Origin of the sequence: Thalassospira profundimaris WP0211, assembly GCF_000300275.1 — a bacterium.
Taxonomy (GTDB): Bacteria; Pseudomonadota; Alphaproteobacteria; order Rhodospirillales; family Thalassospiraceae; genus Thalassospira; species Thalassospira profundimaris.
Map to the genome: position 1 here is coordinate 108,973 of NZ_AMRN01000003.1, position 21,066 is coordinate 130,038.

Annotated in this window: 19 protein-coding genes; 9 read left to right on the forward strand and 10 right to left on the reverse strand. The window is 55.3% G+C overall.

Translation table 11 applies throughout. The features are described from left to right. Positions 1-7: 7 nt before the first annotated feature. Entirely contained in the window at positions 8-835 is an 828-nt protein-coding gene (locus TH2_RS07250; RefSeq protein ID WP_008889759.1) for a substrate-binding periplasmic protein, read from the reverse strand. 73 nt (positions 836-908) lie between these two features. Between TH2_RS07250 and TH2_RS07255 the strand changes: the two genes are divergently transcribed. From TH2_RS07255 to atpC, 6 genes are all read left to right on the forward strand, one after another. Then, positions 909-1,226: a MazG-like family protein gene (locus TH2_RS07255; RefSeq protein WP_008889760.1), complete on the forward strand. Its 318-nt coding sequence runs from the start codon at positions 909-911 to the stop codon at positions 1,224-1,226. A 458-nt stretch (positions 1,227-1,684) separates the two neighbouring features. Continuing rightward, positions 1,685-2,242 carry a F0F1 ATP synthase subunit delta gene (locus tag TH2_RS07260; RefSeq protein WP_040823053.1) on the forward strand — a complete coding sequence of 186 codons (558 nt, stop codon included), beginning with the start codon at positions 1,685-1,687 and terminating at the stop codon, positions 2,240-2,242. After that, positions 2,242-3,774 carry a F0F1 ATP synthase subunit alpha gene (gene atpA / locus TH2_RS07265; protein ID WP_008889762.1) on the forward strand — a complete coding sequence of 511 codons (1,533 nt, stop codon included), beginning with the start codon at positions 2,242-2,244 and terminating at the stop codon, positions 3,772-3,774. The genes TH2_RS07260 and atpA overlap by 1 nt, the downstream gene beginning before the upstream one ends. 30 nt (positions 3,775-3,804) lie before the next feature. Then, positions 3,805-4,695 (forward strand): F0F1 ATP synthase subunit gamma, encoded by an 891-nt coding sequence (locus TH2_RS07270; RefSeq protein ID WP_008889763.1) that lies wholly within the window; start codon positions 3,805-3,807, stop codon positions 4,693-4,695. A gap of 52 nt (positions 4,696-4,747) precedes the next feature. Beyond that, positions 4,748-6,166, forward strand: a complete 1,419-nt coding sequence (atpD, locus tag TH2_RS07275) for a F0F1 ATP synthase subunit beta (protein ID WP_008889764.1) — start codon at positions 4,748-4,750, stop codon at positions 6,164-6,166. A gap of 41 nt (positions 6,167-6,207) precedes the next feature. Further along, on the forward strand, positions 6,208-6,612 hold the full coding sequence (gene atpC, locus TH2_RS07280; RefSeq protein WP_008889765.1) for an ATP synthase F1 subunit epsilon: 405 nt from the start codon (positions 6,208-6,210) through the stop codon (positions 6,610-6,612). Positions 6,613-6,713: 101 nt separating this feature from the next. Here the strand turns inward: atpC and TH2_RS07285 are convergent, their stop codons facing one another. The 4 genes from TH2_RS07285 to TH2_RS07300 form a co-directional block, all read right to left on the reverse strand. Next, positions 6,714-9,296 (reverse strand): ABC transporter permease, encoded by a 2,583-nt coding sequence (locus tag TH2_RS07285; RefSeq protein ID WP_008889766.1) that lies wholly within the window; start codon positions 9,294-9,296, stop codon positions 6,714-6,716. 23 nt (positions 9,297-9,319) lie between these two features. Next, entirely contained in the window at positions 9,320-9,766 is a 447-nt protein-coding gene (locus tag TH2_RS07290; RefSeq protein WP_008889767.1) for a response regulator, read from the reverse strand. A gap of 322 nt (positions 9,767-10,088) precedes the next feature. Further along, the gene (gene ccmI / locus TH2_RS07295; protein ID WP_008889768.1) at positions 10,089-11,351 is read right to left on the reverse strand and encodes a c-type cytochrome biogenesis protein CcmI; all 1,263 of its coding nucleotides are present in this window, start codon (positions 11,349-11,351) and stop codon (positions 10,089-10,091) included. 23 nt (positions 11,352-11,374) lie between these two features. Beyond that, positions 11,375-13,357: a heme lyase CcmF/NrfE family subunit gene (locus TH2_RS07300; protein ID WP_008889769.1), complete on the reverse strand. Its 1,983-nt coding sequence runs from the start codon at positions 13,355-13,357 to the stop codon at positions 11,375-11,377. 224 nt (positions 13,358-13,581) lie between these two features. On the opposite strand from TH2_RS07300, the gene TH2_RS07305 reads away from it, so the two are divergent. After that, positions 13,582-14,601, forward strand: coding sequence for a cation diffusion facilitator family transporter (locus TH2_RS07305; protein WP_008889770.1), 1,020 nt, complete (start codon positions 13,582-13,584; stop codon positions 14,599-14,601). A 97-nt stretch (positions 14,602-14,698) separates the two neighbouring features. Here TH2_RS07305 and TH2_RS07310 read toward each other — a convergent pair whose 3' ends face one another. The 5 genes from TH2_RS07310 to TH2_RS07330 all read right to left on the reverse strand — a co-directional run bounded on the left by TH2_RS07310 (position 14,699) and on the right by TH2_RS07330 (position 19,456). Beyond that, positions 14,699-15,469 (reverse strand): PhoH family protein, encoded by a 771-nt coding sequence (locus TH2_RS07310; RefSeq protein ID WP_008889771.1) that lies wholly within the window; start codon positions 15,467-15,469, stop codon positions 14,699-14,701. Positions 15,470-15,809: 340 nt separating this feature from the next. Further along, a complete protein-coding gene (arsJ, locus tag TH2_RS07315) occupies positions 15,810-17,036 on the reverse strand; it encodes an organoarsenical effux MFS transporter ArsJ (protein WP_008889772.1) in 1,227 nt (408 codons plus the stop codon). A 5-nt stretch (positions 17,037-17,041) separates the two neighbouring features. After that, positions 17,042-18,067 carry an ArsJ-associated glyceraldehyde-3-phosphate dehydrogenase gene (locus tag TH2_RS07320; protein WP_008889773.1) on the reverse strand — a complete coding sequence of 342 codons (1,026 nt, stop codon included), beginning with the start codon at positions 18,065-18,067 and terminating at the stop codon, positions 17,042-17,044. A gap of 12 nt (positions 18,068-18,079) precedes the next feature. Continuing rightward, on the reverse strand, positions 18,080-19,111 hold the full coding sequence (arsB, locus tag TH2_RS07325) for an ACR3 family arsenite efflux transporter (RefSeq protein WP_008889774.1): 1,032 nt from the start codon (positions 19,109-19,111) through the stop codon (positions 18,080-18,082). After that, complete coding sequence (locus TH2_RS07330; protein WP_008889775.1) at positions 19,112-19,456, reverse strand: ArsR/SmtB family transcription factor; 345 nt, start codon at positions 19,454-19,456, stop codon at positions 19,112-19,114. It abuts the gene before it with no gap. A 161-nt stretch (positions 19,457-19,617) separates the two neighbouring features. Between TH2_RS07330 and TH2_RS07335 the strand changes: the two genes are divergently transcribed. Beyond that, positions 19,618-19,941, forward strand: coding sequence for an ArsR/SmtB family transcription factor (locus TH2_RS07335; protein ID WP_008889776.1), 324 nt, complete (start codon positions 19,618-19,620; stop codon positions 19,939-19,941). Positions 19,942-19,991: 50 nt separating this feature from the next. Beyond that, positions 19,992-21,029 (forward strand): permease, encoded by a 1,038-nt coding sequence (locus tag TH2_RS07340; RefSeq protein WP_008889777.1) that lies wholly within the window; start codon positions 19,992-19,994, stop codon positions 21,027-21,029. The last annotated feature ends 37 nt before the right edge of the window (positions 21,030-21,066 follow it).

Consider the following 21,066-nt stretch of genomic DNA (forward strand, 5'->3'; position numbering starts at 1 on the left):
GTGTCGCTCATTGCGAATATTGCGACTGCCACCAGTCATACCCGTCCGGTCCAAGGTATCTTTCAAAGATACGAAGCAACCGGCCGTCTTCGCGCATTTCACGGATGATTTCGTCATACCGGCTCAGGAAAGCTTCCTTGTCGGGATAATCGGATGCCTTTGAGAACACATTATAATAGGGCGCACGACGCAGTGGTGGATGCAGAAAGGCGATCTTGTTGCGATAGCGATTCTGCAAACTGTCATAAATGGTGTTGAGGTAATTGACCGGTACCGCGTCAAACCGGTTTTGCAGCAACATCGGGATCAGAAGGTCACTGCGGGCCACTGTCTGGATATCAAGACCGGAATTCCAGAAGGCGCTGGTATAGGAATAGTCGGCCGCAGCCCCGATCCGCACCCGTGCGAGATCGGAAAACTCCTCGAACCGGATTTTTTCTTTGTCCTCGGCCCGGATTGCAAACCGCCAATCCAGCAGCAGATGCGCCTCATTGGGATATAGAAGGAATTCGGCGCGCTCGTCATTCATCGAAAGCGTCAGGACGATGTCCGAGTTGCCGTTGCGGGCGTTGTGCAGCAAACGGCTGCCATTATCGACAAACCGGAACACATAATCCCGGATTCCCATAGTGCGCAGCACCTCGGTCATGATGTCGATATCAATGCCCATGGGGTCTTCATGGCCAACCCATTTCAACGGGGCTTCTTCAAGCCCCTCGATCACAAGGGTGCGGGCCGAAGGGCTTTTCCACGATAACAGGATCAGGCACACTGCTGCACAAAGGCAAATTCCCAGTTCAAGGAAGCTTTGTTTTCGTGCCGTTGGCGTCTTCATTGTCGTTCCTGTTGTCCTGAAAACGGCGCAGGTGCATCTGCTGTCATATTATATTTAAGGAGTTAATTTGATAATGCTTTGTGAAAGTAATAACGAATCATCTGAAAATCAGCGCAGCATGTGCGATTGGGCAGAGCAGACATTTGGCCCGGTCAGTGATCCGGCATCGCTTGTGGAACGCGCACTTCTGGAAATGCAGGAACTTGGTGAAGCGGTTCAGGATCGCGACATCAGCGAGATCGGCAAAGAGGCCGCCGATGTTCTGATTTTGCTGTATCGTCTGGCTGATCAGTTCAACCTCGATCTTGATCAGGAAGTTCAGGCCAAGATGGCGATCAATCGATCACGAACCTGGGTATCAAAGGGCGATGGCACGGGATCACACGTCTGAAACCATCGACGTCACTTGATTTAATGTGATGATACCTCGCGATGATCCGGGAACCAGGTAGTTCTACTGGGCCACCTCAAGTCTCGGTCAGGTGTGAAGTCGGTTACAGTTTCGACCGGTTTATCCCGATAATTGCCGCCACGACAAAAACCAACTCTGTGCAATTCGGGGATTCGTCGGCTGAATCAGGATTTCATTAACCTCGCGGCCCCATCCCCAACCAGAGGCATCTTATTAAATAGTTGTAAGCCTGCCTTAAAAATGGGCGATTTCGGGGTGTTTTGGCCGAACTTTGCCAAAGAATGGAAAAGAGGGCGCAATTGCGCTTGCGCGGGGGTTGCCCACTCAAAGGACATGTGATACCAAACGCTCGCTTCCCGGAAGGAAACCCTTTCGGGGGATCATTTTTTTATACGTATCCGAGTCGTTCTCATAACCAGAATTGAGGGCTTTCACCGGTGTCCCAAAATACTGCCGCGACCGGGCTCCAAGGGCGCTACGCCACAGCACTATTTGACTTGGCCAACTCGGCCAACCAGCTTGATGCTGTCAAAAGCGATCTTGAATTGCTCGACCAGGCCATCGCAACCAGCGATGACCTCCGGAATGTACTCCGCAGTCCCGTGATTTCCCGGGACGTGCAGGCCAAGGCGATGGCGGCTCTTCTGGACAAGCTTGGCGTTTCCGAGTTGACCAAGAAGACCGTAGGGCTTCTGTCTCAGAAGCGTCGTCTGTTTGCCCTGCCGGATGTCATTGATTCCTACCTTTCCATGCTCTCGGCTCACAAGGGCGAAGTTACCGCACAGGTGACCTCGGCTTCCGAGCTGAAAAAAGAGCAAATCGAAGCCGTTACCGGCGCTCTCAAAGAAGTTGTCGGCGCCACTGTAAAAGTGGACCTTAAAGTTGATCCGGCTGTTCTTGGCGGTCTTGTCGTCAAGGTCGGTTCCCGGGTTTTTGATGCCTCGCTTCGTACTAAACTGCAGAAGCTCGAGCTCGCTATGAAAGGGGTTGCGTGATGGAAATCCGCGCCGCGGAAATCTCCGCTATTCTTAAGGATCAGATTGCCAATTTTGGTGCTGAAGCCGAAGTTGCCGAAGTCGGTCAGGTTCTGTCTGTCGGTGACGGTATTGCCCGTGTTTACGGTCTGGACAACGTCCAGGCTGGTGAACTCGTTGACTTCCCGGGTGGCATTAAGGGCATGGCCCTTAACCTCGAAGAAGACAACGTTGGTGTCGTGATCTTCGGTTCTGACCGTTCGATCAAGGAAGGTGACCAGGTTAAACGTACTGGTGCCATCGTTGACGTTCCGGTTGGTAAAGAACTTCTTGGTCGCGTTGTTGACGGTCTGGGTAACCCGATCGACGGCAAAGGCGAACTGGGTGCAAAAGAACGTCGCCTTGCTGACGTCAAGGCACCGGGCATCATCCCGCGTAAATCGGTTCACGAGCCGGTACAGACCGGCATCAAGTCGATTGACTCGCTGATCCCGATTGGCCGTGGCCAGCGTGAGCTGATCATTGGTGACCGTCAGACCGGTAAAACCGCCATCATCGTTGACACCATTCTGAACCAGAAGCCGGTGAACGATGCAGCGAAATCCGACAGCGACAAGATGTTCTCCATCTATGTTGCAGTTGGTCAGAAACGTTCGACCGTTGCACAGGTTGTTAAGGTCCTTGAAGAGCGCGGCGCGATGGAAAACACCATCATTGTTGCTGCGACCGCATCCGACCCGGCACCGATGCAGTTCATCGCACCGTTCGTTGCTTGCGCAATGGGTGAGTACTTCCGTGACAACGGCATGCACGCAACCATCTTCTATGATGATCTGTCCAAGCAGGCTGTTGCTTATCGTCAGATGTCGCTGCTGCTTCGCCGCCCGCCGGGACGTGAAGCATTCCCGGGTGACGTCTTCTATCTGCACTCCCGTCTGCTGGAACGTGCGGCAAAGATGAATGACGAAAACGGCGCTGGCTCGCTGACCGCACTTCCGGTTATTGAAACCCAGGGTAACGACGTTTCGGCGTTTATTCCGACCAACGTGATCTCGATCACCGACGGTCAGATCTTCCTTGAAACCGACCTGTTCTACAAAGGCGTACGCCCGGCTGTGAACGTTGGTCTGTCGGTTTCGCGTGTTGGTTCGTCCGCACAGATCAAAGCGATGAAGCAGGTTGCTGGCTCGATCAAGCTGGAACTCGCACAGTATCGTGAGATGGAAGCATTCGCACAGTTCGCATCGGATCTTGATCCGGCAACCCAGAAACTTCTGGCCCGTGGCGCACGTCTGACCGAGCTGCTCAAGCAGCCGCAGTACTCGCCGCTCAAGGTCGAAGAGCAGGTTGTTGTGATCTACGCTGGTGTTAAAGGCTATCTCGACAGCATTCCGGTGAACAAGGTTCGCGCTTTCGAAGAACAGTACCTGTCCGAAATTCGTTCGGCTGGCGCTGATATCCTCGATGCGATCCGCACCGAGAAAGTTCTGTCCGATGACAGCGAAGCCAAGCTTAAAGCGTTCCTCGACAAGTTCGCGAAAACCTTCGCGTAAGACTGAAACTTAGGCGAAGGAGGAAACGCAATGGCTAGTTTGAAGGATCTGCGCTCGCGCATTGCCAGCGTCAAATCGACGAGGAAGATTACCTCGGCGATGAAGATGGTGGCAGCCTCCAAGCTCCGTCGTGCACAGGATGCAGCGGAAGCAGCCCGTCCCTATGCTGAACGCATGGGGACGATGCTGGGCCGTCTTGCAACTGCCGTCGGCAGCAATGAAGGGGCGCCAAAGCTTCTGGCCGGTACCGGTAAGGATGATGTGCATCTGCTCGTCGTCTTCACCGCAGACCGTGGCCTTTGCGGTGGTTTTAACGCATCGATCGTCAAAGCAACCCGTCTGAAAGCCAAAGCCCTGCAGGCTGAAGGCAAGACGGTGAAGCTGATCTGTGTTGGCCGCAAGGGTGCAGATGCGCTCAAGCGTGAATTTGGTGACAATATTGTCGCCCGGTATACTGGCATCGAGGGCAAGAAGGGGATTGATTTCTCTTCGGCAACCGAGGTGGCAGACAAGGTTCTGGCGCTTTACGACGAAGGCGAATTCGACGTCTGCACGATCTTCTACAACAAGTTCGTGTCTGCGATTTCGCAGGTGGCAACCGCTCAGCAGCTGATCCCGTTCACGGGTGAAGAGGCAGACGAGCAGGAAGAAGCAACTGGTTCTTCTGCGGTTTATGAATACGAACCGTCCGAAGAAGCCATTCTGGCTGATTTGCTGCCGCGTAACGTTGGCGTCCAGATTTTCGGTGCAATGCTTGAAAGCAGCGCATCTGAACACGGTGCGCGTATGTCCGCGATGGATAACGCAACCCGCAATGCCGGCGATATGATCGACCGACTGAGCATCCAGTACAACCGCTCACGTCAGGCTCAGATCACCAATGAACTGATTGAAATCATTTCCGGCGCCGAGGCTTTGTAAGCGGGTCGCAGGAAGTTAACGGATAGCTTTGTCCGAGCAGGAGACAATAACTATGGCGAACAAGAAGGCGGGGAAAATTTCCCAGGTAATGGGCGCCGTCGTCGACGTTAAATTCGACGGCGATCTGCCTCCCATTCTGAATGCGCTGCATGTTGACAACAACGGTCAGCGTCTGGTTCTTGAAGTTGCACAGCACCTTGGTGAAAATGCGGTCCGTACGATCGCAATGGACACCACCGAAGGTCTGCAGCGCGGTCAGGAAGTCACCGACACCGGTGACGCGATCTCGGTTCCGGTTGGTCCGGAAACCCTTGGTCGTATTCTGAACGTTATCGGTGAGCCGGTTGACGAACGTGGTCCGGTTAATGCAGCCAAGACCTCTCCGATCCACCGTGAAGCACCTGACTTCATCGATCAGTCCACCGAAACCGAAATCCTTGTGACCGGCATTAAGGTTATCGACCTTATCGCGCCGTACACCAAGGGTGGTAAAATTGGTCTGTTCGGCGGTGCGGGCGTTGGTAAAACCGTCCTTATCATGGAACTGATCAACAACGTGGCAAAAGGCCACGGTGGTTACTCGGTCTTTGCTGGTGTTGGTGAACGTACCCGTGAAGGTAACGACCTCTATCACGAGATGATGGAATCGGGCGTTATCAACCCGGAAGGCGAATCCAAAGCCGCACTGGTTTATGGCCAGATGAACGAACCCCCGGGAGCACGTGCACGTGTTGCTCTGACCGGTCTGACCCTTGCGGAATACTTCCGTGATGAAGAAGGCCAGGACGTTCTGTTCTTCGTCGATAACATCTTCCGCTTTACCCAGGCGGGTTCGGAAGTGTCGGCACTTCTCGGTCGTATCCCGTCTGCTGTGGGTTATCAGCCGACGCTGGCAACCGACATGGGTGCGCTGCAGGAACGTATTACCTCGACCAAAAAAGGTTCCATTACCTCGGTTCAGGCAATTTACGTCCCGGCCGATGACTTGACTGACCCGGCACCGGCAACCTCGTTTGCCCACCTTGACGCAACCACCACGCTGAACCGTCAGATTGCCGAGCTCGGCATCTACCCGGCAGTTGACCCGCTCGACTCCACTTCGCGTGCTCTGGATCCGGGCGTCATTGGTCAGGAACACTACGAGACCGCTCGTGAAGTTCAGCGTGTTCTTCAGACCTACAAAGGTCTGCAGGACATCATCGCCATCCTCGGCATGGACGAGCTTTCGGAAGAAGACAAACTGGTTGTGGCACGTGCCCGTAAGATCCAGCGTTTCCTTTCGCAGCCGTTCCACGTTGCAGAAGTCTTCACCGGTACTCCGGGCGTGTTCGTTCAGCTCGAAGACACCATCAAGGCTTTCAAAGCGATCTGCGCTGGTGAATATGACCACATGCCGGAACAGGCATTCTACATGGTCGGCACCATCGAAGAAGCCATCGAAAAAGCCAAGAAGATGGCCGAAGCTGCCTAAGGCAGCTTTGGTCCCCCTCCGGCTAAGGAGCGAGGATTGTCATGACTGATACGACTGTACTGGAACTTGTTTCACCGTCTGCCCTGCTCAAATCCGAGCCGGTCGAGATGGTCGTTGTTCCGGGCACGGACGGGAATTTTGGTGTTCTGCCCAAGCATGCGCCGATGATCTCGACCATTCGTCCGGGTGTCATCGACATCTATGCAGGTGGTAAGGTTTCCGAACGTATCTTCGTTGCTGGCGGTGTTGCCGAGGTTAATCCCGAGCGTTGCACCATTCTGGCAGAAGAAGCGGTTCCGGTTTCCGATTTGAAAGCTGACGAAGCACAGGCCCGTCTTGAAGAGGCTCAGGCCGCTCTCAAGTCTGCCGAGACTGCACACGACAAAGCCAATGCCGAGCGCGCGCTCGACATTGCCCGTGCACAGATCCAGGCCCTGAGCAACTAAGCCTGCTTTCAGAAAATCATTTAAAAAGGCCGTCCTGATAGGGCGGCCTTTTTTGTTGTCCGATATCGTTTGGGGTCGTTTTGGGGCTGGAGGGTTTCGGTCTAACCGCGCCAGCCCGCCTGTGCACGCAAACTTGCCGCCTGCAACATCCAGCCACCACCAAACCCAAGCACCACGATCATACCAAATGCTGTTGCGATCATCGGTCCGGCGAGTGCCGCGACCTTCGCCAGATCGATGGTGCCGATGGCTTGTGCGGCGATAATTGCAATTCCGCTGCCTGCCATAAGGCCGATCAGGCCACTGGTCGCAATCATCAGTCCGGTTTCAAGCGCCCCGGTTTGGCTGATTTGACGCGGCCGAATACCAAGGGCGCGCAGCATGGCAAGTGTCTCTGTCTGGCGCTGGCGTAGCGCGATCAGCCCGCAAATAATCACCAGAACCGCGCCAAGGGTCGCAAGTGTGGTGATCGCGAGCAGCCCTGCCACCACGCCGTCAAACAAGCGGGTCAGTTTTGCCAGAACGTCGTTGACGAAAATCACCGGGATATCGCGATAGGTCTCAAGGATCGGGGCCATCGACGCCGTTGCATCCATTGTGTCACTAAGCTGCACAGCACTGATCACCCCATGGTCAAAGGGCGGCGACATTGGCGACAGAACAATCGGGAAATCAAGGTCAAGTCGTGTCCAGTCAATCTGACGCAGATTGGCAATGCGGACGTTATGGGGTTTTCCCATGATATTGACCGTCAGGCTGTCTCCGACCGCCGCACCGATTGCCTGTGCAACACCGGCGTCAACGGATGCCAAATCTTCATTAACGCTCTCTGGCGGCCACCAATGGCCATCTGTAAGCGTGCTTTGGCTCATGTTTGCTGTCGGACGATCTGTCCATGACATGCCCCGGTCGCCGCGCAGGAACCAGTGATAGCGCCGTGGTACTTGGGTCTGCGTCAATGGCAAGCCGTTCAGATGCGTGACCCGACCGTGCAGAAACGGCATCTGGGTGACGCTTTGAACACCATCAGCACGCAGGACATCTGCCTGAAAGGCGTCTTGTGTGGTTGGTGGGATATCGAAAAACACCACATCCGGGGTCTGGGACGGCAAGACAGATTCCAAATGCTGACCCGCCAAGCTGCCAAACAGAATAACAGCGGTCAGACATGCCATCGCCAGGCCAAAGGACGCGGTGATGGTCACGGTCGGCGCAGATGGCCGGGCGATATTGCGCAATGCCAAACGAAGCGTGGGGGAAAGGCGATGTCGTGTCGAAAGCCGTCCTGCCATTGCCTGGATTATCCGCCCGAGACCGACAAAAAGAACCTGACATCCGACAAGAACCGCCAACAAGACAAGCGAAAACCAGCCAAGGTCAATCAGGGCACTGGCAATGCCAAGCAAGCAGCCTGCAATGAGGGCCTTTATGATTATGAGCTTGGTCCAACGGCGTTTTAAGGGGCTTTGCGTTTCACGTTGATCCTGATGGCGAAATAGGCAGGCCGGCGAAGCATCACTGGCATCGCGGATCGGGTTGATAGAAACAAGGGCAACAAAGCCGAAAACGAAACCCGTAATCAGCGGGCCATTCTCGAAAGTTGGCCGTACTTCAAAACCAAACATTTCGGCGAACAACGGACCAAGCACCGCGCCCGCGATTACAGTCAAAACAACCGCGATCAGGATGGCAAAGCCAGTAATAAGTCCCATTTGCCAGATAATGCTGGTGGCAACTTCCTGTGGCCGGGCGCCCAGACTGCGCAGGGTCGCAAAGCGGGGACGTCGTGCGGCAAGATCGGCTGTCAGGGCATTTCGGATGGCACTTGTCGCGATGGCAAAGATCGCAATTCCCATCAGGCTGACGAAGGCAGACGCGAAATCCCCGATCCGTTCAAGCCCGGGGACCCCGTCCGCAGCACTGACAATCCGCCATCCGCTATCTGGAAATCGGCCTTCGATGGCGGCAATAATCTGATCCTGCGTTTGCGTGTTATTCGGTGGCAGCTTGATCCGCAGATACCAGTAAACCTGCTTTCCCGGTGCCAAAAGTGGGCTGTTGCGATACGCATCTAGCCCGACAATCACGCGGGGACCAAGCGAGAACAGCCTGAATTTGCGTTCGGGCTCGGCGGCGATGCGCGCGCGGATCTGATAAGGCTGACCCCCAAGATAAAGAGTATCGCCAACCCTGTACCCGCCGTCCTCAACCAGTTCGGGGCCAACAACAATGCCGGGTGTGCCATCGCGGGTGCCAAGGGCTTCCGAAAGCGGAATGTCTGGCGACAGTGCCAGATTGCCAAAAAGCGGATAGGTGGCATCAACCGCCTTCAGTTCGGAAAGTACGGTCGGTTGATTATCGGATGACTGAACCATCACCCTTTGTTCGATTGTCAGGCTGAGGGTGCCAATTGTTTCAAGAAAGGCAATTTCATCTGACGTCGGTGCCCGGTGAAACAGACGCAGCGAGATATCCCCGCCGATGGTCTGTTGTGCCGACTGGCGCAACCCATCGCGAACCGACTGGGTCAGACTGACGGTCAGGACCAGAATGGTTGCCGCAAAGACAAGGGTGGCGAACAGGGTGACAATGCCGATACCGGGCTTGCGCAATTCACGCAGCGCAATCCTAAGGCTCGTCGGGATGGACTGGGATGTCAAAAGCAGAGATGTCGGGCGGCGCACGGCAGTCTCTCTCTGGCAGGGGGTTACGGCGTGGGGGTCAACGCCAGTCCCAGCCAGAAGGATTCGATCATTTTCATCAGTTCGATGAATTCTGTCACATCAACCGGTTTGCGCAAATAACAGTTTGCCCCGGCGGCGTAGCACAGATCGACATCATGCTCGGCACCGGATGTTGTCAGAACGATTACCGGAATGGATGCGCAATTGGGATCATTGCGGATATCGCGCAGCATTTCGCGGCCATCCTTGCGCGGCATGTTGAGGTCCAGAAGAATCAGGCGTGGGCGCGGTGAATTGCGATACGGACCATCTTGCTGCAAAAACTGCAGCGCGGTCATCGCATCCTTTACGTGATGCAATTCAACCGGTTGTTTGAATTCCCGAAGTGCTTCGCGCACCAGGCGCGCATCACCAGGATTATCTTCAATCAACAACAGGTTGTTTATTGAACCGTTCTTTTGATCCGGCATGCTGATCCGCTATCCTTAGGGATGAGCTTTTGGTGCGCATGGTCATCCCTGATCTTTTGTTTTGTGAGCCTGTCAATATATTGATCCTAAAGAAAAAGATGGCCCCCACCATCGAAAGGTATTCTTTGGAATTACATATATGATGTATTTCTTATCTATCCTTAAGTCTTAATTTCATACCTCAGCACGAAGTTCAATTCAATAAGACTTCAGTAAAGTTGCAGATATTATCCGACTGTATGGGATATAATGGTTCAAAAGTGCAGGGAAAAGAGTTTCTGCAAAACAATTTTTATCGGCAATATTACCGATAAATGCCTGTTCAGTTCGCCGAGATGCCGATTTCCTGTGCCAGCGAGTCGAATCGGGCTAACAGCTCCGGCTGGTCGGCAAACACCGTTCTGGCCTTCTCGAACGCCACCTTGGCATCGTCTTCCCGGCCCAGCACCATATAGGCCTGCATCAGGCGGGCCCACCCGTCGGGATTGTTCGGTTCAGCCTCCAGCCGTTCGGCCAATCCATTGACCATCGACATGATCATTTGCTGCTGCTCTTCAGGTGTCATTTCCTGCGCGGCGGCGATATCTTCCTGACTTGGACCGGGGGAAGTGTTTTCGGCAAGATTCAGGCGTCCTTCAATGTCGATCCCCTGGGCAAGGGCGGCTTCATTGATCCGGCCAACCACCATCGGCAACCACGGCGCATCGCCCGGTGCCCCATTGGCAAGCGCGATCCAGCGATCAACCGCCGCACCGACATTGCCTTCCTGTGCATCGGCAAGGCCAAGATAAAACTGGATGCGCGGATCGGTACTGTCGGTTTTTTCGGCTTCGCGCAGCACGCCACGGGCGGTTGTGTTGATTTGGCCATTATTGCTGCGGATCAGGCTTTCGGCATACATGGCCAGATAGTCACCGTCGCGTCCCGACCGTTTGACGGTTTCAAGAAACGCGGTTTGCGCTTCTTCCGGGCGGCCAAGCGCCATCAGGCTGGCACCCAGTAATTCCCAGGCACGTAGATCATCTGGATTTTCCAAAAGCCTCTGCGAAAGGTCGCTGACGGCACGATTAAGCACCGACTGGCGGTCTTCATCCGCCGTCTGGGCCATCCGCACGGCGTTGATCTCATCGGTGCGGCTGGTGATCGGTCGGTCTGGCATGGTCGGATTGCCAAGATCAAGATAAAGCCCGAACCCGCCTGCAATGAACAGCACGATAAAACCGGCGGCAATGGCCCGGACGGGCTTGTTTGCCGATGTCTGCTGGATGGTGTCAGTGGGCTGTTGCTTTTTGATGCGCTGATCGGCCGCCAGAATACGACGCTGAACTTCGGTGCGCGCCGCATCGGCCTGCTCGGCGCTTAGAACCCCGCGTTCAATGTCACGGTCAATCTCGGAAAGCTGATCACGATAAACCGCCAGGTCGCGCGAAAGCTCGTTTTCCGGGCTGCCATCTTCAAGCTCCGATGCGGACGGCGCATCGCTTGCCTCATCCGACGCCGCTTTACGACTGCCGCCAAAAATCGGCCACAGAATGAACCCCGCAAGCAGCAGGGTAATCGCGCCAAGAACAATCCAGATGGTCATTATTTAGGTATCCTGTCCTTGGCTTATTCTGCGGGCACTGCTTTGGCGGCAGTTTTGTGGGAACGGGTTGGTGCCCCGATGCGATAACGACGATCCGAAAGCGACATCAATCCGCCAAACACCATGACAAGCCCACCAAACCACATCCATGGGATCAGGGGTTTGACGTAAAACCGCGTGATCCATTTGCCGCTTTCATCCTGATCGCCGATCACGGCATAGATGTCGCCGGTGAAGCTTGATTGAATGCCGGCTTCTGTCGTTGGCATGCCTTCGACCGTATAGACGCGTTTTTCCGGTGTCAGGACAACGGTGCGTTCGCCCGGTGTGGTGATGGTGATTTCCGCTTCGCGGGCGGCATAGTTCGGGCCCTGATATTCACGGATGCCAGACAGGATAAAGGTATGCCCGGCAAGTTCGGTGCTTTCGCCAACGGCAAGTGACTGAACGGCTTCCTCGGTCCAGGCCTGCGATCCGGTGATACCGGCCACCACGATTGCCACACCGGCATGGGCCAGCATCGTCCCATGGGCCGAGCGCGGCAGATTGCGCATGCGGCGCAGGCTGGTGCCAATTGGCTCGCGGAACAGCTTGATGCGGCCCGACCATTCAAGGATCGATCCGACAAACAGCCAGGCTGCCAGCCCCATCCCAAACAGGGCAAAGGCCGGGCCACCCGAAAGCCAAAGTGTCACCAGTACGACAACGGCGGCAGCCGCAAGGGCGATCTTGAGCTTGTTAAACACGCCAAGAAGGTCGGCACGTTTCCACGGCATCAATGGGCCAAAGGCCATTGCGACAATTACCGGGGTGATGATCGGAACGAAGGTCGCGTTAAAGAACGGTGCCCCGACCGAGATTTTCTCGCCAGTCAGAGTTTCAAGCAGCAACGGATAAAGCGTGCCGAGCAACACCATGGCGGCGGCAATCGACAAAAGGACATTGTTAAAAATAAGCGCCCCTTCACGCGAAATCGGCTGAAACAACCCGCCGCCCTTCAATGTCGGTGCCCGCCAGGCATAAAGTGTTAGCGACCCGCCAACCGCAATGAACAGCAGGAACAGGATAAACACCCCGCGCGTCGGATCGGTGGCAAAGGCATGCACCGATGTCAGAGCACCCGACCGCACCAGGAAGGTCCCCAGAAGCGAGAAGGAAAACGCCAGGATCGCCAGAAAAATGGTCCAGCTTTTAAGTGCGTCGCGCTTTTCCACCACGATGGCCGAATGCAAAAGCGCAGTCCCGGCCAGCCACGGCATGAAGGATGCGTTTTCGACCGGATCCCAGAACCACCAGCCGCCCCAGCCAAGCTCGTAATAGGCCCACCAGGAACCAAGCCCGATGCCAGCGGTCAGAAATACCCAGGCTGCCAGCGTCCAGGGGCGCACCCAACGTGCCCAGGCCGGATCAACCCGGCCTTCAATCAGGGCTGCGACGGCAAAGGCAAAGGCGACTGAAAACCCGACATAGCCGAGATAAAGGAACGGCGGATGAATGGCGATGCCCGGGTCCTGCAACAGCGGGTTCATGCCTTCCCCGTCAAGCGGCGGGTTCAGGACGCGCTCAAACGGGTTCGACGTCAGAACAATAAACAGGATAAAGCCAGCCCCGATCAGGCCCATCACACCCAAAACGCGCGCCAGCAAGGTCGGCGGAAGATTGCGGCCAAATGCTGCCACCGCGCCGCCAAACAGGGTCAGGATCAGCACCCAAAGCAACATCGATCCTTCGTGATTGGCCCAGACGCCTGTGATCTTGTAGATCATCGGTTTGGAGGTATGGCTGTTAGCCAGAACGTTGAGGACCGAGAAATCAGAGCTGACATAGGCATAGGTCAGCGCAAGGAAACTCGCCGCGACCAGTGCAAAGCAGGCCAAAGCCAACCGTGGTGCGACGGCCAGAAGTGCGGCGTCACGCCGCGATGCCGCCAGAAACGGTACGGTGGATTGGGCCACTGCCATCACCAATGACAGTATCAGCGCGTAATGTCCGATCTCTACAATCATATTATCGTTTCTCGTCCCTAACAGGCTTTACAGTATCAATTATGTGCCCGGATGCGACATATAATCCCTTTAAAAAGGCTTGGAAACCTTGCGGAATATCAAATATGCGCTATTTGCTGCCCTAGGACGGGCGAAAATATGGCAATAGACATTACATATTGTACGCAAACAGGCTATAAAACGGTGGTCAGTAAGCGTATTGGTAGGCCAGAGGTTGACAACTGATGAGTCAATGTCCCGTCATTGACATAGCACAGAAAGAGACTTGGGCGCGTCGTGCAACGACGGCCTCCATTGTCATTGCTGCGACACTGATCCTGATCAAGGCTGTCGGCTGGTTCCTGACCGATTCCGTAAGCCTTCTATCTTCCATGATTGATAGCATGCTTGATGTTGGTACCTCTGTGATCAACTTCATGGCTGTGCGTTCGGCCTGGCGCCCAGCGGATTACGATCACCGCTTTGGCCATGGCAAGGCAGAACCGCTGGCGGGGCTGTTCCAATCGGCCTTCATGATTGGGGCTGCGATCCTGGTTCTGGCCGAGGCGGCATCGCGCATCACCGAACCCATGCCAATTTCATTTGCCGTCGAAGGCCTTTGGATCATGGGCGTTTCGCTGATCATGACCATTGGCCTGGTATTGCTTCAACGCAAGGCGGTGCGTATTTCAGGCTCAGCCGCGGTCGAGGCGGACTCCCTTCATTACAGCAGCGATATCCTGTCCAATCTGGCCGTGATGATTGCCCTGTTTGGCGGGATGTCGGGCCTTGCCTGGGCCGATCCGGCGATTGGCGGGTTGGTTGCGATCTTCCTGCTCTATTCCGCGGTCAAGGTCGGCCGGACCTCGGTCAAGGTTCTGATGGATGCGGAACTTCCCGAATCTGATAGCCAGCGCATCATCGAACTGACGATGAAAAACCCCGATGTCATTGGTATTCACCGTCTGCGGACCCGGTCATCGGGTGTGCATCGCTTTGCCGAGATCGAATTGATCATGGATGGCGGCATGCTGATGCGCGAATCGCACACCATCTGCCATCAGGTGATGGACAGCATCCGTGCCGAATATCCTGATCTCGATATCACCATCCATCCCGAACCGCCCGAAGACATCCATCTTGATGAATTCAGCGGCTATACCGAGGATCCGGAATTCTGGCACACCGGCCGCGCCAAACGTGCAGGCCAACATGATATTCCGGTCAATAACAGTGGCGGCGAAGTCGCGGCCATGGGGCGCTAGGCGCCAGCCGGTTTCACAGATGACCACAAAAAATGGCGGACCCTTTCGGGCCCGCCTTTGTTTTATGCAGTGTTTTTGCAGTTTGCTGTGTTGAAACCTAAAGAACGGTCAACATGCTTGCGACCAGCGGGTGGCGGACGATGTCCTTGTCGCGCAGCTGGACACAGGCGACATCCTCGACATTTTCAAGACGTTCGGACATTTCCGAAAGACCCGACATTTCCGGCAGAAGGTCGGTCTGGTCAGGGTCGCCGGTCAGGATCATGGTGGAGTTCCAGCCAAGGCGGGTGACCAGCATCTTAAGCTGTCCGTATGTGCAGTTCTGCGCCTCGTCGATCACCACAAAGGCGTTGTTGAGTGTACGACCCCGCATATAACCGATCGGTGCAATCTCGATCGTGCCGTCCGAGATGTAAGTCTTAAGGCGCTTGGCCCCCAGACGATCATTGAGCGCATCATAAAGCGGGCGCAGATACGGGGCCATTTTGGCTTCGACATCACCTGGCAGGAAACCGATATTTTCCCCGGCTTCAACCGCCGGGCGGGCCAGAACGATGCGGGCGATGTCGCCGTTATCAAGGGCTTCGACCGCCTTGGATACAGCGATATAGGTCTTGCCGGTGCCGGCCGGGCCAAGGGCCATGACCAGATTGTAATTGTCGATGGCATCCATCAGGGCTGCCTGGTTTTCACTTTTCGGGCGGATGTTGCGGCGGTAGCTTTGATCGCGTTGTCCTTTCTGTTCTGTTCCGGTCTGATCCGACCCGCCAAGCGGGTGCCAATCAGCATTGTTTTCATCAAACAGTTCATGAACATTGTTATTAGACTGCTGCGGACGGTTACGACGACGTGCTGCGCGCTTACCCATGACAATCACCTCAACAAAGTGGCCAAAAAAGCAAAACGCGCCATTCCGTTATGGAAAGGCGCGCATTCAATTTTCATCTCGCGATGGAAGTGGCGGTAGGAGTTTCCGCCGGTCACAGCATGTTGCATGTGCGATCCGGGGGGCGAAAATTCTCGGTTTAAGACGCTTTTTCGCGGCACTCGGGAACTCCTCCTGCGGTCCAGTTATTGACCGTTAATTGGAATCGTACCCCTATATGCAGTGTCTTGTCACGGCTTTTTGCGCGATTAAAGTTTCATGAATTCGGTTTATGAGTCTTTTCAGGTATTTATCCCGCATCTGCGAAGGAAGTTTTTTCCAATCAACCGTGCGTTGGTGTCGCTGAGCGCGAAGGCAGGGCGGCACTGATCACCCAGGCGAGCGTTAAAAACGCGATTGATGTCACAAGGCATCCGGCCAACCCGCCATAAAGATACGCCACCCCCGACAGCACAGTTCCGGTCAATCGACCGATGGCGTTCGACATATAATAGAACCCGACATTCATCGCGACCTTGTCGCCCTCGGCATAGGCAAGGATCAGGTAGGAATGCAGCGATGAATTGATCGCAAAGACAATCCCGAACACCAGCAACCCACCCAGAACGGCAAGTTCCGGGGCAAAGTCCTGTGTGATGGCGATGGCAATAGCAGCAGACACGGCAATAAGGGCGGCAATCCAGATTTGCGCGGTTCGGCCATCCGGCTCGCGGGTTTTGGCACGCAGCATCTTCGGCGCAATGGCCTGAATAAAGCCATATCCGATCACCCAAAGCGCCATGTAACTGCCGACTTCGATATGGCCCCAGCCAAGCTCGGAGGCCAGAAATACCGGCAGGCCAACGACAAACCAGATATCGCGCGAGCCAAACAAAAACAGACGAGCGGCGGACAGCACATTGATCTTGCGATCACGCGAAAAGACATCGCGAAATTTCGGCTTCATCGCGCCGGCTGGTCCAGCCATTGCAGAGCCGAGCGATATCGCAACCGCCACAAGGGTCAGCGCAAGACCCGCCGCCATCGCCAAAAGCGCACCGGAAAAACCAAGCCAGGACAGCAACGCACCGCCCATGAAAAAGCCAACACCCTTAAGCGCGTTCTTCGATCCGGTCAAAAGCGCCACCCAGCGGAAAAGCGCCCCTTCGGCATGGGCCGGCACCAGAACCTTGATTGCCGATTTGCTCGACATCTTGGTCAGATCCTTGGCAACCCCCGATGCCGCCTGAAGTCCCATGACATAGGCGACAGAAATGGCGGGGAGCCAATCGGGATTGGTAAATGAAAGCGCGGTCAGCGACGCAATTTGTAATGCCAGCCCGGCAAACAGGGTAAAACGCAATCCGCGCGCCTGCGCCAGCCACCCACCAACCAGATTGGTGACGATCCCGGCCACTTCATACAGGATGAACAAAAGCGCGATTTCAAATGCCGAATAGCCCAGCGCATGAAAGTGCAACAGCACCAGCATACGAAGCGCCCCGTCGGTCAGGGTAAAACCCCAATAGGCCCCGGTGACCAGCGCATAGTTGCGGATTGCGGCCGACATTTTTGCTATTTCCCCAACAGGTGTTGCGCGACTTTGGCCGCCAAATCCGCCATCCGGCAGACATAACCCCATTCATTGTCATACCAGGCCAGGATTTTGACCTGCCGCTTGTCGATCACCATGGTCGACCCGGCATCGATAATCGAAGACCGGCTGTCATTAAGGTAATCGGCACTGACCAGCGGGCGTTCTTCATAACCAAGAATACCGGCAAGATAGGTTTCAGATGCCTCACGCATCAGGCGATTGACGGTCTCATTATCGGTGTCTTCGGCGACTTCGAACACACAATCGGTCAGCGACGCATTCAGCAACGGGACACGCACGGCAATACCGTTCAGCTTGCCCTTGAGTTCCGGGTAAATCAGCGTGATCGCGGTCGCCGACCCGGTGCTGGTCGGGATCAGCGATTGCAGGCAGGACCGCGCCCGGCGCAAATCCTTGTGCGGCAGATCGACAATCGTCTGGGTGTTGGTCACATCATGAATGGTGGTGATCGATCCATGCACGATGCCAAGCTTTTCATGCACAACCTTTACCACCGGTGCCAGACAGTTGGTCGTGCAACTCGCCGCGGTCAAAAGGTGATGCTGGGCTGGGTCATAAAGATCATCATTTACGCCATAGACGATATTAAGTGCGCCTTCCTTGACCGGGGCGGCAACGATGACTTTCTTAACCCCCTGATCGAAATAGGGCTGCAATGTCTCGGGCGTTTTGAACTTGCCGGTGCATTCCAGAACAATGTCGCATCCCATGCCGACCCAGTCGGTCTCGCCGGGGGTGGCATTTTCGCTAAAACTGATCTTGTGCGTCTGATCGATCACCACATTATCATCGATGCAGGCAACACCATTGCCCCAGCGGCCATGGACCGAATCAAATTCCAGCAAGTGTGCCGCAGTAACAGCCCCGCCCTTGATTTCGTTGATATGGACAAACTCAAGGTCCGGATGCCCCCATCCTGCGCGCAGAACCAGACGGCCCATGCGGCCAAAACCATTGATGCCAATGCGGATTTTGCGGCTCATATCAGGGCTCCGTTAGTTTGCAATTTTTGATGGGGTGAACCAGCCACGGGTGCGGTTGGCAATGGCGACAAGCGACAGCATCACCGGCACTTCGACCAGCACACCAACCACGGTGGCAAGGGCCGCACCCGATGAAAAACCAAACAACCCGATGGCAGTCGCCACAGCCAGTTCAAAGAAGTTCGATGCCCCGATCATCGAAGACGGGGCGGCGATTTTGTGTTCCACACCCAGCAGCTTGTTGGCGACATAGGCGATGGCCGCGATGAAATAGGTCTGCAAAATGATCGGCACCGCCAGAAGGGCAATGATCATCGGCTGGGCAATGATCTGCTGCCCCTGAAAGGCAAACAGCAGAACCAGCGTGCTAAGCAACGCAATCATCGATACGGGTTTGAGCTTGGCATCAAAGCTGTTGAATGCCGCGACCCCGCCTTTCATGACGCGGTTTCGGATGATCTGGCCAACAATCACCGGAATAACGATAAACGCCACAACCGAAATGGTCAGCGTTTCCCACGGGATAGTGATTGCCGAAATGCCGAGCAACAAGGCCACAATCGGCGCAAAGGCAAAGATCATGATCGTGTCATTCAGTGCCACCTGGGTCAGCGTAAAGTTTGCATCCCCCTTGGTCAGGTGTGACCAGACAAACACCATTGCTGTGCAGGGGGCAGCCCCCAAAAGGATCAGACCGGCGATATAGCTTTCGATTTGTGACTCGGGCAAAAGCGGGCGGAACAGAAAGCCGATAAACAGCCAGCCAAGGGCTGCCATGGTAAAAGGCTTGATCAGCCAGTTCACACCAAGCGTGACGCCGATCCCGCGCCACTGTCGACCGACTTCATGAAGCGCACCAAAGTCGACCTTCATCAACATCGGAACGATCATCAACCAGATCAGAACCGTCACCGGCAGATTGATCTCATAGGCGGTCAGATTGCCAATCGCCTGAAACACGCCGGGAAACATTTCGCCCAAGACGATGCCGACCACGATGCTGACAGCAACCCAGATGGTCAGAAAACGTTCGAAAATACCCATCTAGCAGCATCCTTTTTTATCGACGGTGGCAGAGCGGCTTGGCAGCCCACACAATTCGGGTTGCCCCTGACAGCAGTCATCGGCAAGAAACCCCAGAAGATCACGCATGGCATCGGGAACGATCCGGTAAATGATCGACCGGCCTTCGCGGGTGCTGGTAATCAACCCGGCCTGACTAAGTGTTGTCAGGTGCGATGACATGGTGTTGTGCGGAATGGCTATCTGCCGGGCCAGTTCGCCCGCGGCAATACCGTCATTCCCGGCCCGGACCAGCAAGCGGAATGCTGCCAGTCTGTGTTCCTGTGCCAAGGCGCCAAGGGCGCTGATTGCGTGCTTTGTTTCCATATGTCGGGAAATATCGACATATATCGGTGCTGGCAAGTGACATTTGTATTGCAGTAGTGGTCATGCTCAAGCCTGATGCTAAAAAGGATATTTGAATCAGTCAGATGTGGGAGCTGCAGAAAATGTATTTAAATAACTAGAAATATAGTTATAATGACCGCATGAGTGAAAAAACCATTGCACCGGCCTTTGCCGCACTGGGCCACGAAGCCCGTCTGAAAATCTATCGTCTGCTGGTCAAGGCCGGGGACGAGGGGCTTAATATTGGCGATATCGGGCGGGTGCTTGGCCTTCCGGCATCAACCCTTTCCCATCATCTCGGCACCTTGGTTCAGGCTGGTCTGGTCAAACAGGAAAAACTGGGGCGCGAAACCCGTAATCGGGCTGATTTCGATGTTATGCGCGATCTTGTCGGCTTCATCACCGATGAATGTTGCAGCGGTGTCGATCTTGATGCCGCCCATCAAACGGAAAAGGCCTGCTAGGTCGGGCATTTTTTTTGGATCAATATAACTAATTTTCTAGGGATATAGATATGAGTGCCCTGACATTTCAATTGCGCCGCATCGGCACTTCTGCCCGACAAACAGACCGGGTTTTGCTGGCATCCTGCATCATCCTTGCTGCGATCTTTATCTTTGACGCGCCGCAATTTGTCCCAAGTTTGCAGTTCACGGCTGAGTCCTTTGTTAGCACGGCACCGTTTCTGGTGCTCTCAATCGGCATTGCCGCCTACGCGACGGCAACCGGGGCCGATAACCTGATTTCGCGCGCCTTTGCCGGGCGGCCTGTGCGGATGGTGTTTACCGCGGCCGCCTTCGGGGCACTGTCGCCCTTTTGCTCCTGCGGGGTGATCCCGCTGATTGCGGCCCTGCTTGCCATGGGGGTGCCGTTGGCACCGGTCATGGCATTTTGGCTGGCAAGTCCGGTGATTGACCCGGCGATGTTTGTTCTGACCGCGGGCACGCTTGGGACCGAATTCGCGGTGATTAAAATGATCTCGGCGATTGGTCTTGGTTTGATGGGCGGCTTTGTCACCCTATGGCTGGGCTCGCGGGGCTTCCTTTCTGATCCGTTGCGTGACGGGGTGGGAAATGGTGGCTGCGGCGGGGCCAAGGTCCGTTCACACAAGGCGGTTGTCTGGAAGTTCTGGCGCGATGATGAACGGATCAAAAAGTTCAGATCGTCCGCGATTGCCAACATGCTCTTTTTGGGCAAGTGGATCGCCTTTGCCTTCCTGCTTGAAAGCATCATGGTCGCCTATGTCCCGGCTGAAAGTGTCAGTGGATTGCTTGGTGGTGACGGGATTGGCCCGATTGCCATTGCCACCCTTGTCGGGGTTCCGGCCTATTTGAATGGCTATGCCGCCCTTCCGATCATGGAAGGCCTGATTGCGCAGGGCATGCAATCGGGGGCGGCGATGGCGTTTCTGGTGGCCGGCGGGGTATCGTCCATCCCGGCGGCGATTGCCGTTTTTGCGCTGGTCAAAAAGCCGGTCTTTGCGCTGTATCTGGTTTATGCGCTGGTCGGTTCGTTCGCAATTGGCGTTATTTCGCAAGCCTGGCTGGGTTAAACCGCCCGCTTCATGTCCGATATGATGATTTCACGGT

Bases quoted from the DNA above. Each gene is read 5' to 3' on its own strand.
- TH2_RS07320 (WP_008889773.1), bottom strand. From the start codon at position 18,067: ATGAGCCGCAAAATCCGCATTGGCATCAATGGTTTTGGCCGCATGGGC.
- TH2_RS07330 (WP_008889775.1), bottom strand. From the start codon at position 19,456: ATGGAAACAAAGCACGCAATCAGCGCCCTTGGCGCCTTGGCACAGGAA.
- TH2_RS07290 (WP_008889767.1), bottom strand. From the start codon at position 9,766: ATGCCGGATCAAAAGAACGGTTCAATAAACAACCTGTTGTTGATTGAA.
- TH2_RS07305 (WP_008889770.1), top strand. From the start codon at position 13,582: ATGAGTCAATGTCCCGTCATTGACATAGCACAGAAAGAGACTTGGGCG.
- TH2_RS07300 (WP_008889769.1), bottom strand. From the start codon at position 13,357: ATGATTGTAGAGATCGGACATTACGCGCTGATACTGTCATTGGTGATG.
- atpD (WP_008889764.1), top strand. From the start codon at position 4,748: ATGGCGAACAAGAAGGCGGGGAAAATTTCCCAGGTAATGGGCGCCGTC.
- atpA (WP_008889762.1), top strand. From the start codon at position 2,242: ATGGAAATCCGCGCCGCGGAAATCTCCGCTATTCTTAAGGATCAGATT.
- TH2_RS07335 (WP_008889776.1), top strand. From the start codon at position 19,618: ATGAGTGAAAAAACCATTGCACCGGCCTTTGCCGCACTGGGCCACGAA.
- TH2_RS07250 (WP_008889759.1), bottom strand. From the start codon at position 835: ATGAAGACGCCAACGGCACGAAAACAAAGCTTCCTTGAACTGGGAATT.
- arsJ (WP_008889772.1), bottom strand. From the start codon at position 17,036: ATGTCGGCCGCAATCCGCAACTATGCGCTGGTCACCGGGGCCTATTGG.
- TH2_RS07340 (WP_008889777.1), top strand. From the start codon at position 19,992: ATGAGTGCCCTGACATTTCAATTGCGCCGCATCGGCACTTCTGCCCGA.
- TH2_RS07270 (WP_008889763.1), top strand. From the start codon at position 3,805: ATGGCTAGTTTGAAGGATCTGCGCTCGCGCATTGCCAGCGTCAAATCG.
- arsB (WP_008889774.1), bottom strand. From the start codon at position 19,111: ATGGGTATTTTCGAACGTTTTCTGACCATCTGGGTTGCTGTCAGCATC.
- atpC (WP_008889765.1), top strand. From the start codon at position 6,208: ATGACTGATACGACTGTACTGGAACTTGTTTCACCGTCTGCCCTGCTC.
- ccmI (WP_008889768.1), bottom strand. From the start codon at position 11,351: ATGACCATCTGGATTGTTCTTGGCGCGATTACCCTGCTGCTTGCGGGG.
- TH2_RS07310 (WP_008889771.1), bottom strand. From the start codon at position 15,469: ATGGGTAAGCGCGCAGCACGTCGTCGTAACCGTCCGCAGCAGTCTAAT.
- TH2_RS07255 (WP_008889760.1), top strand. From the start codon at position 909: ATGCTTTGTGAAAGTAATAACGAATCATCTGAAAATCAGCGCAGCATG.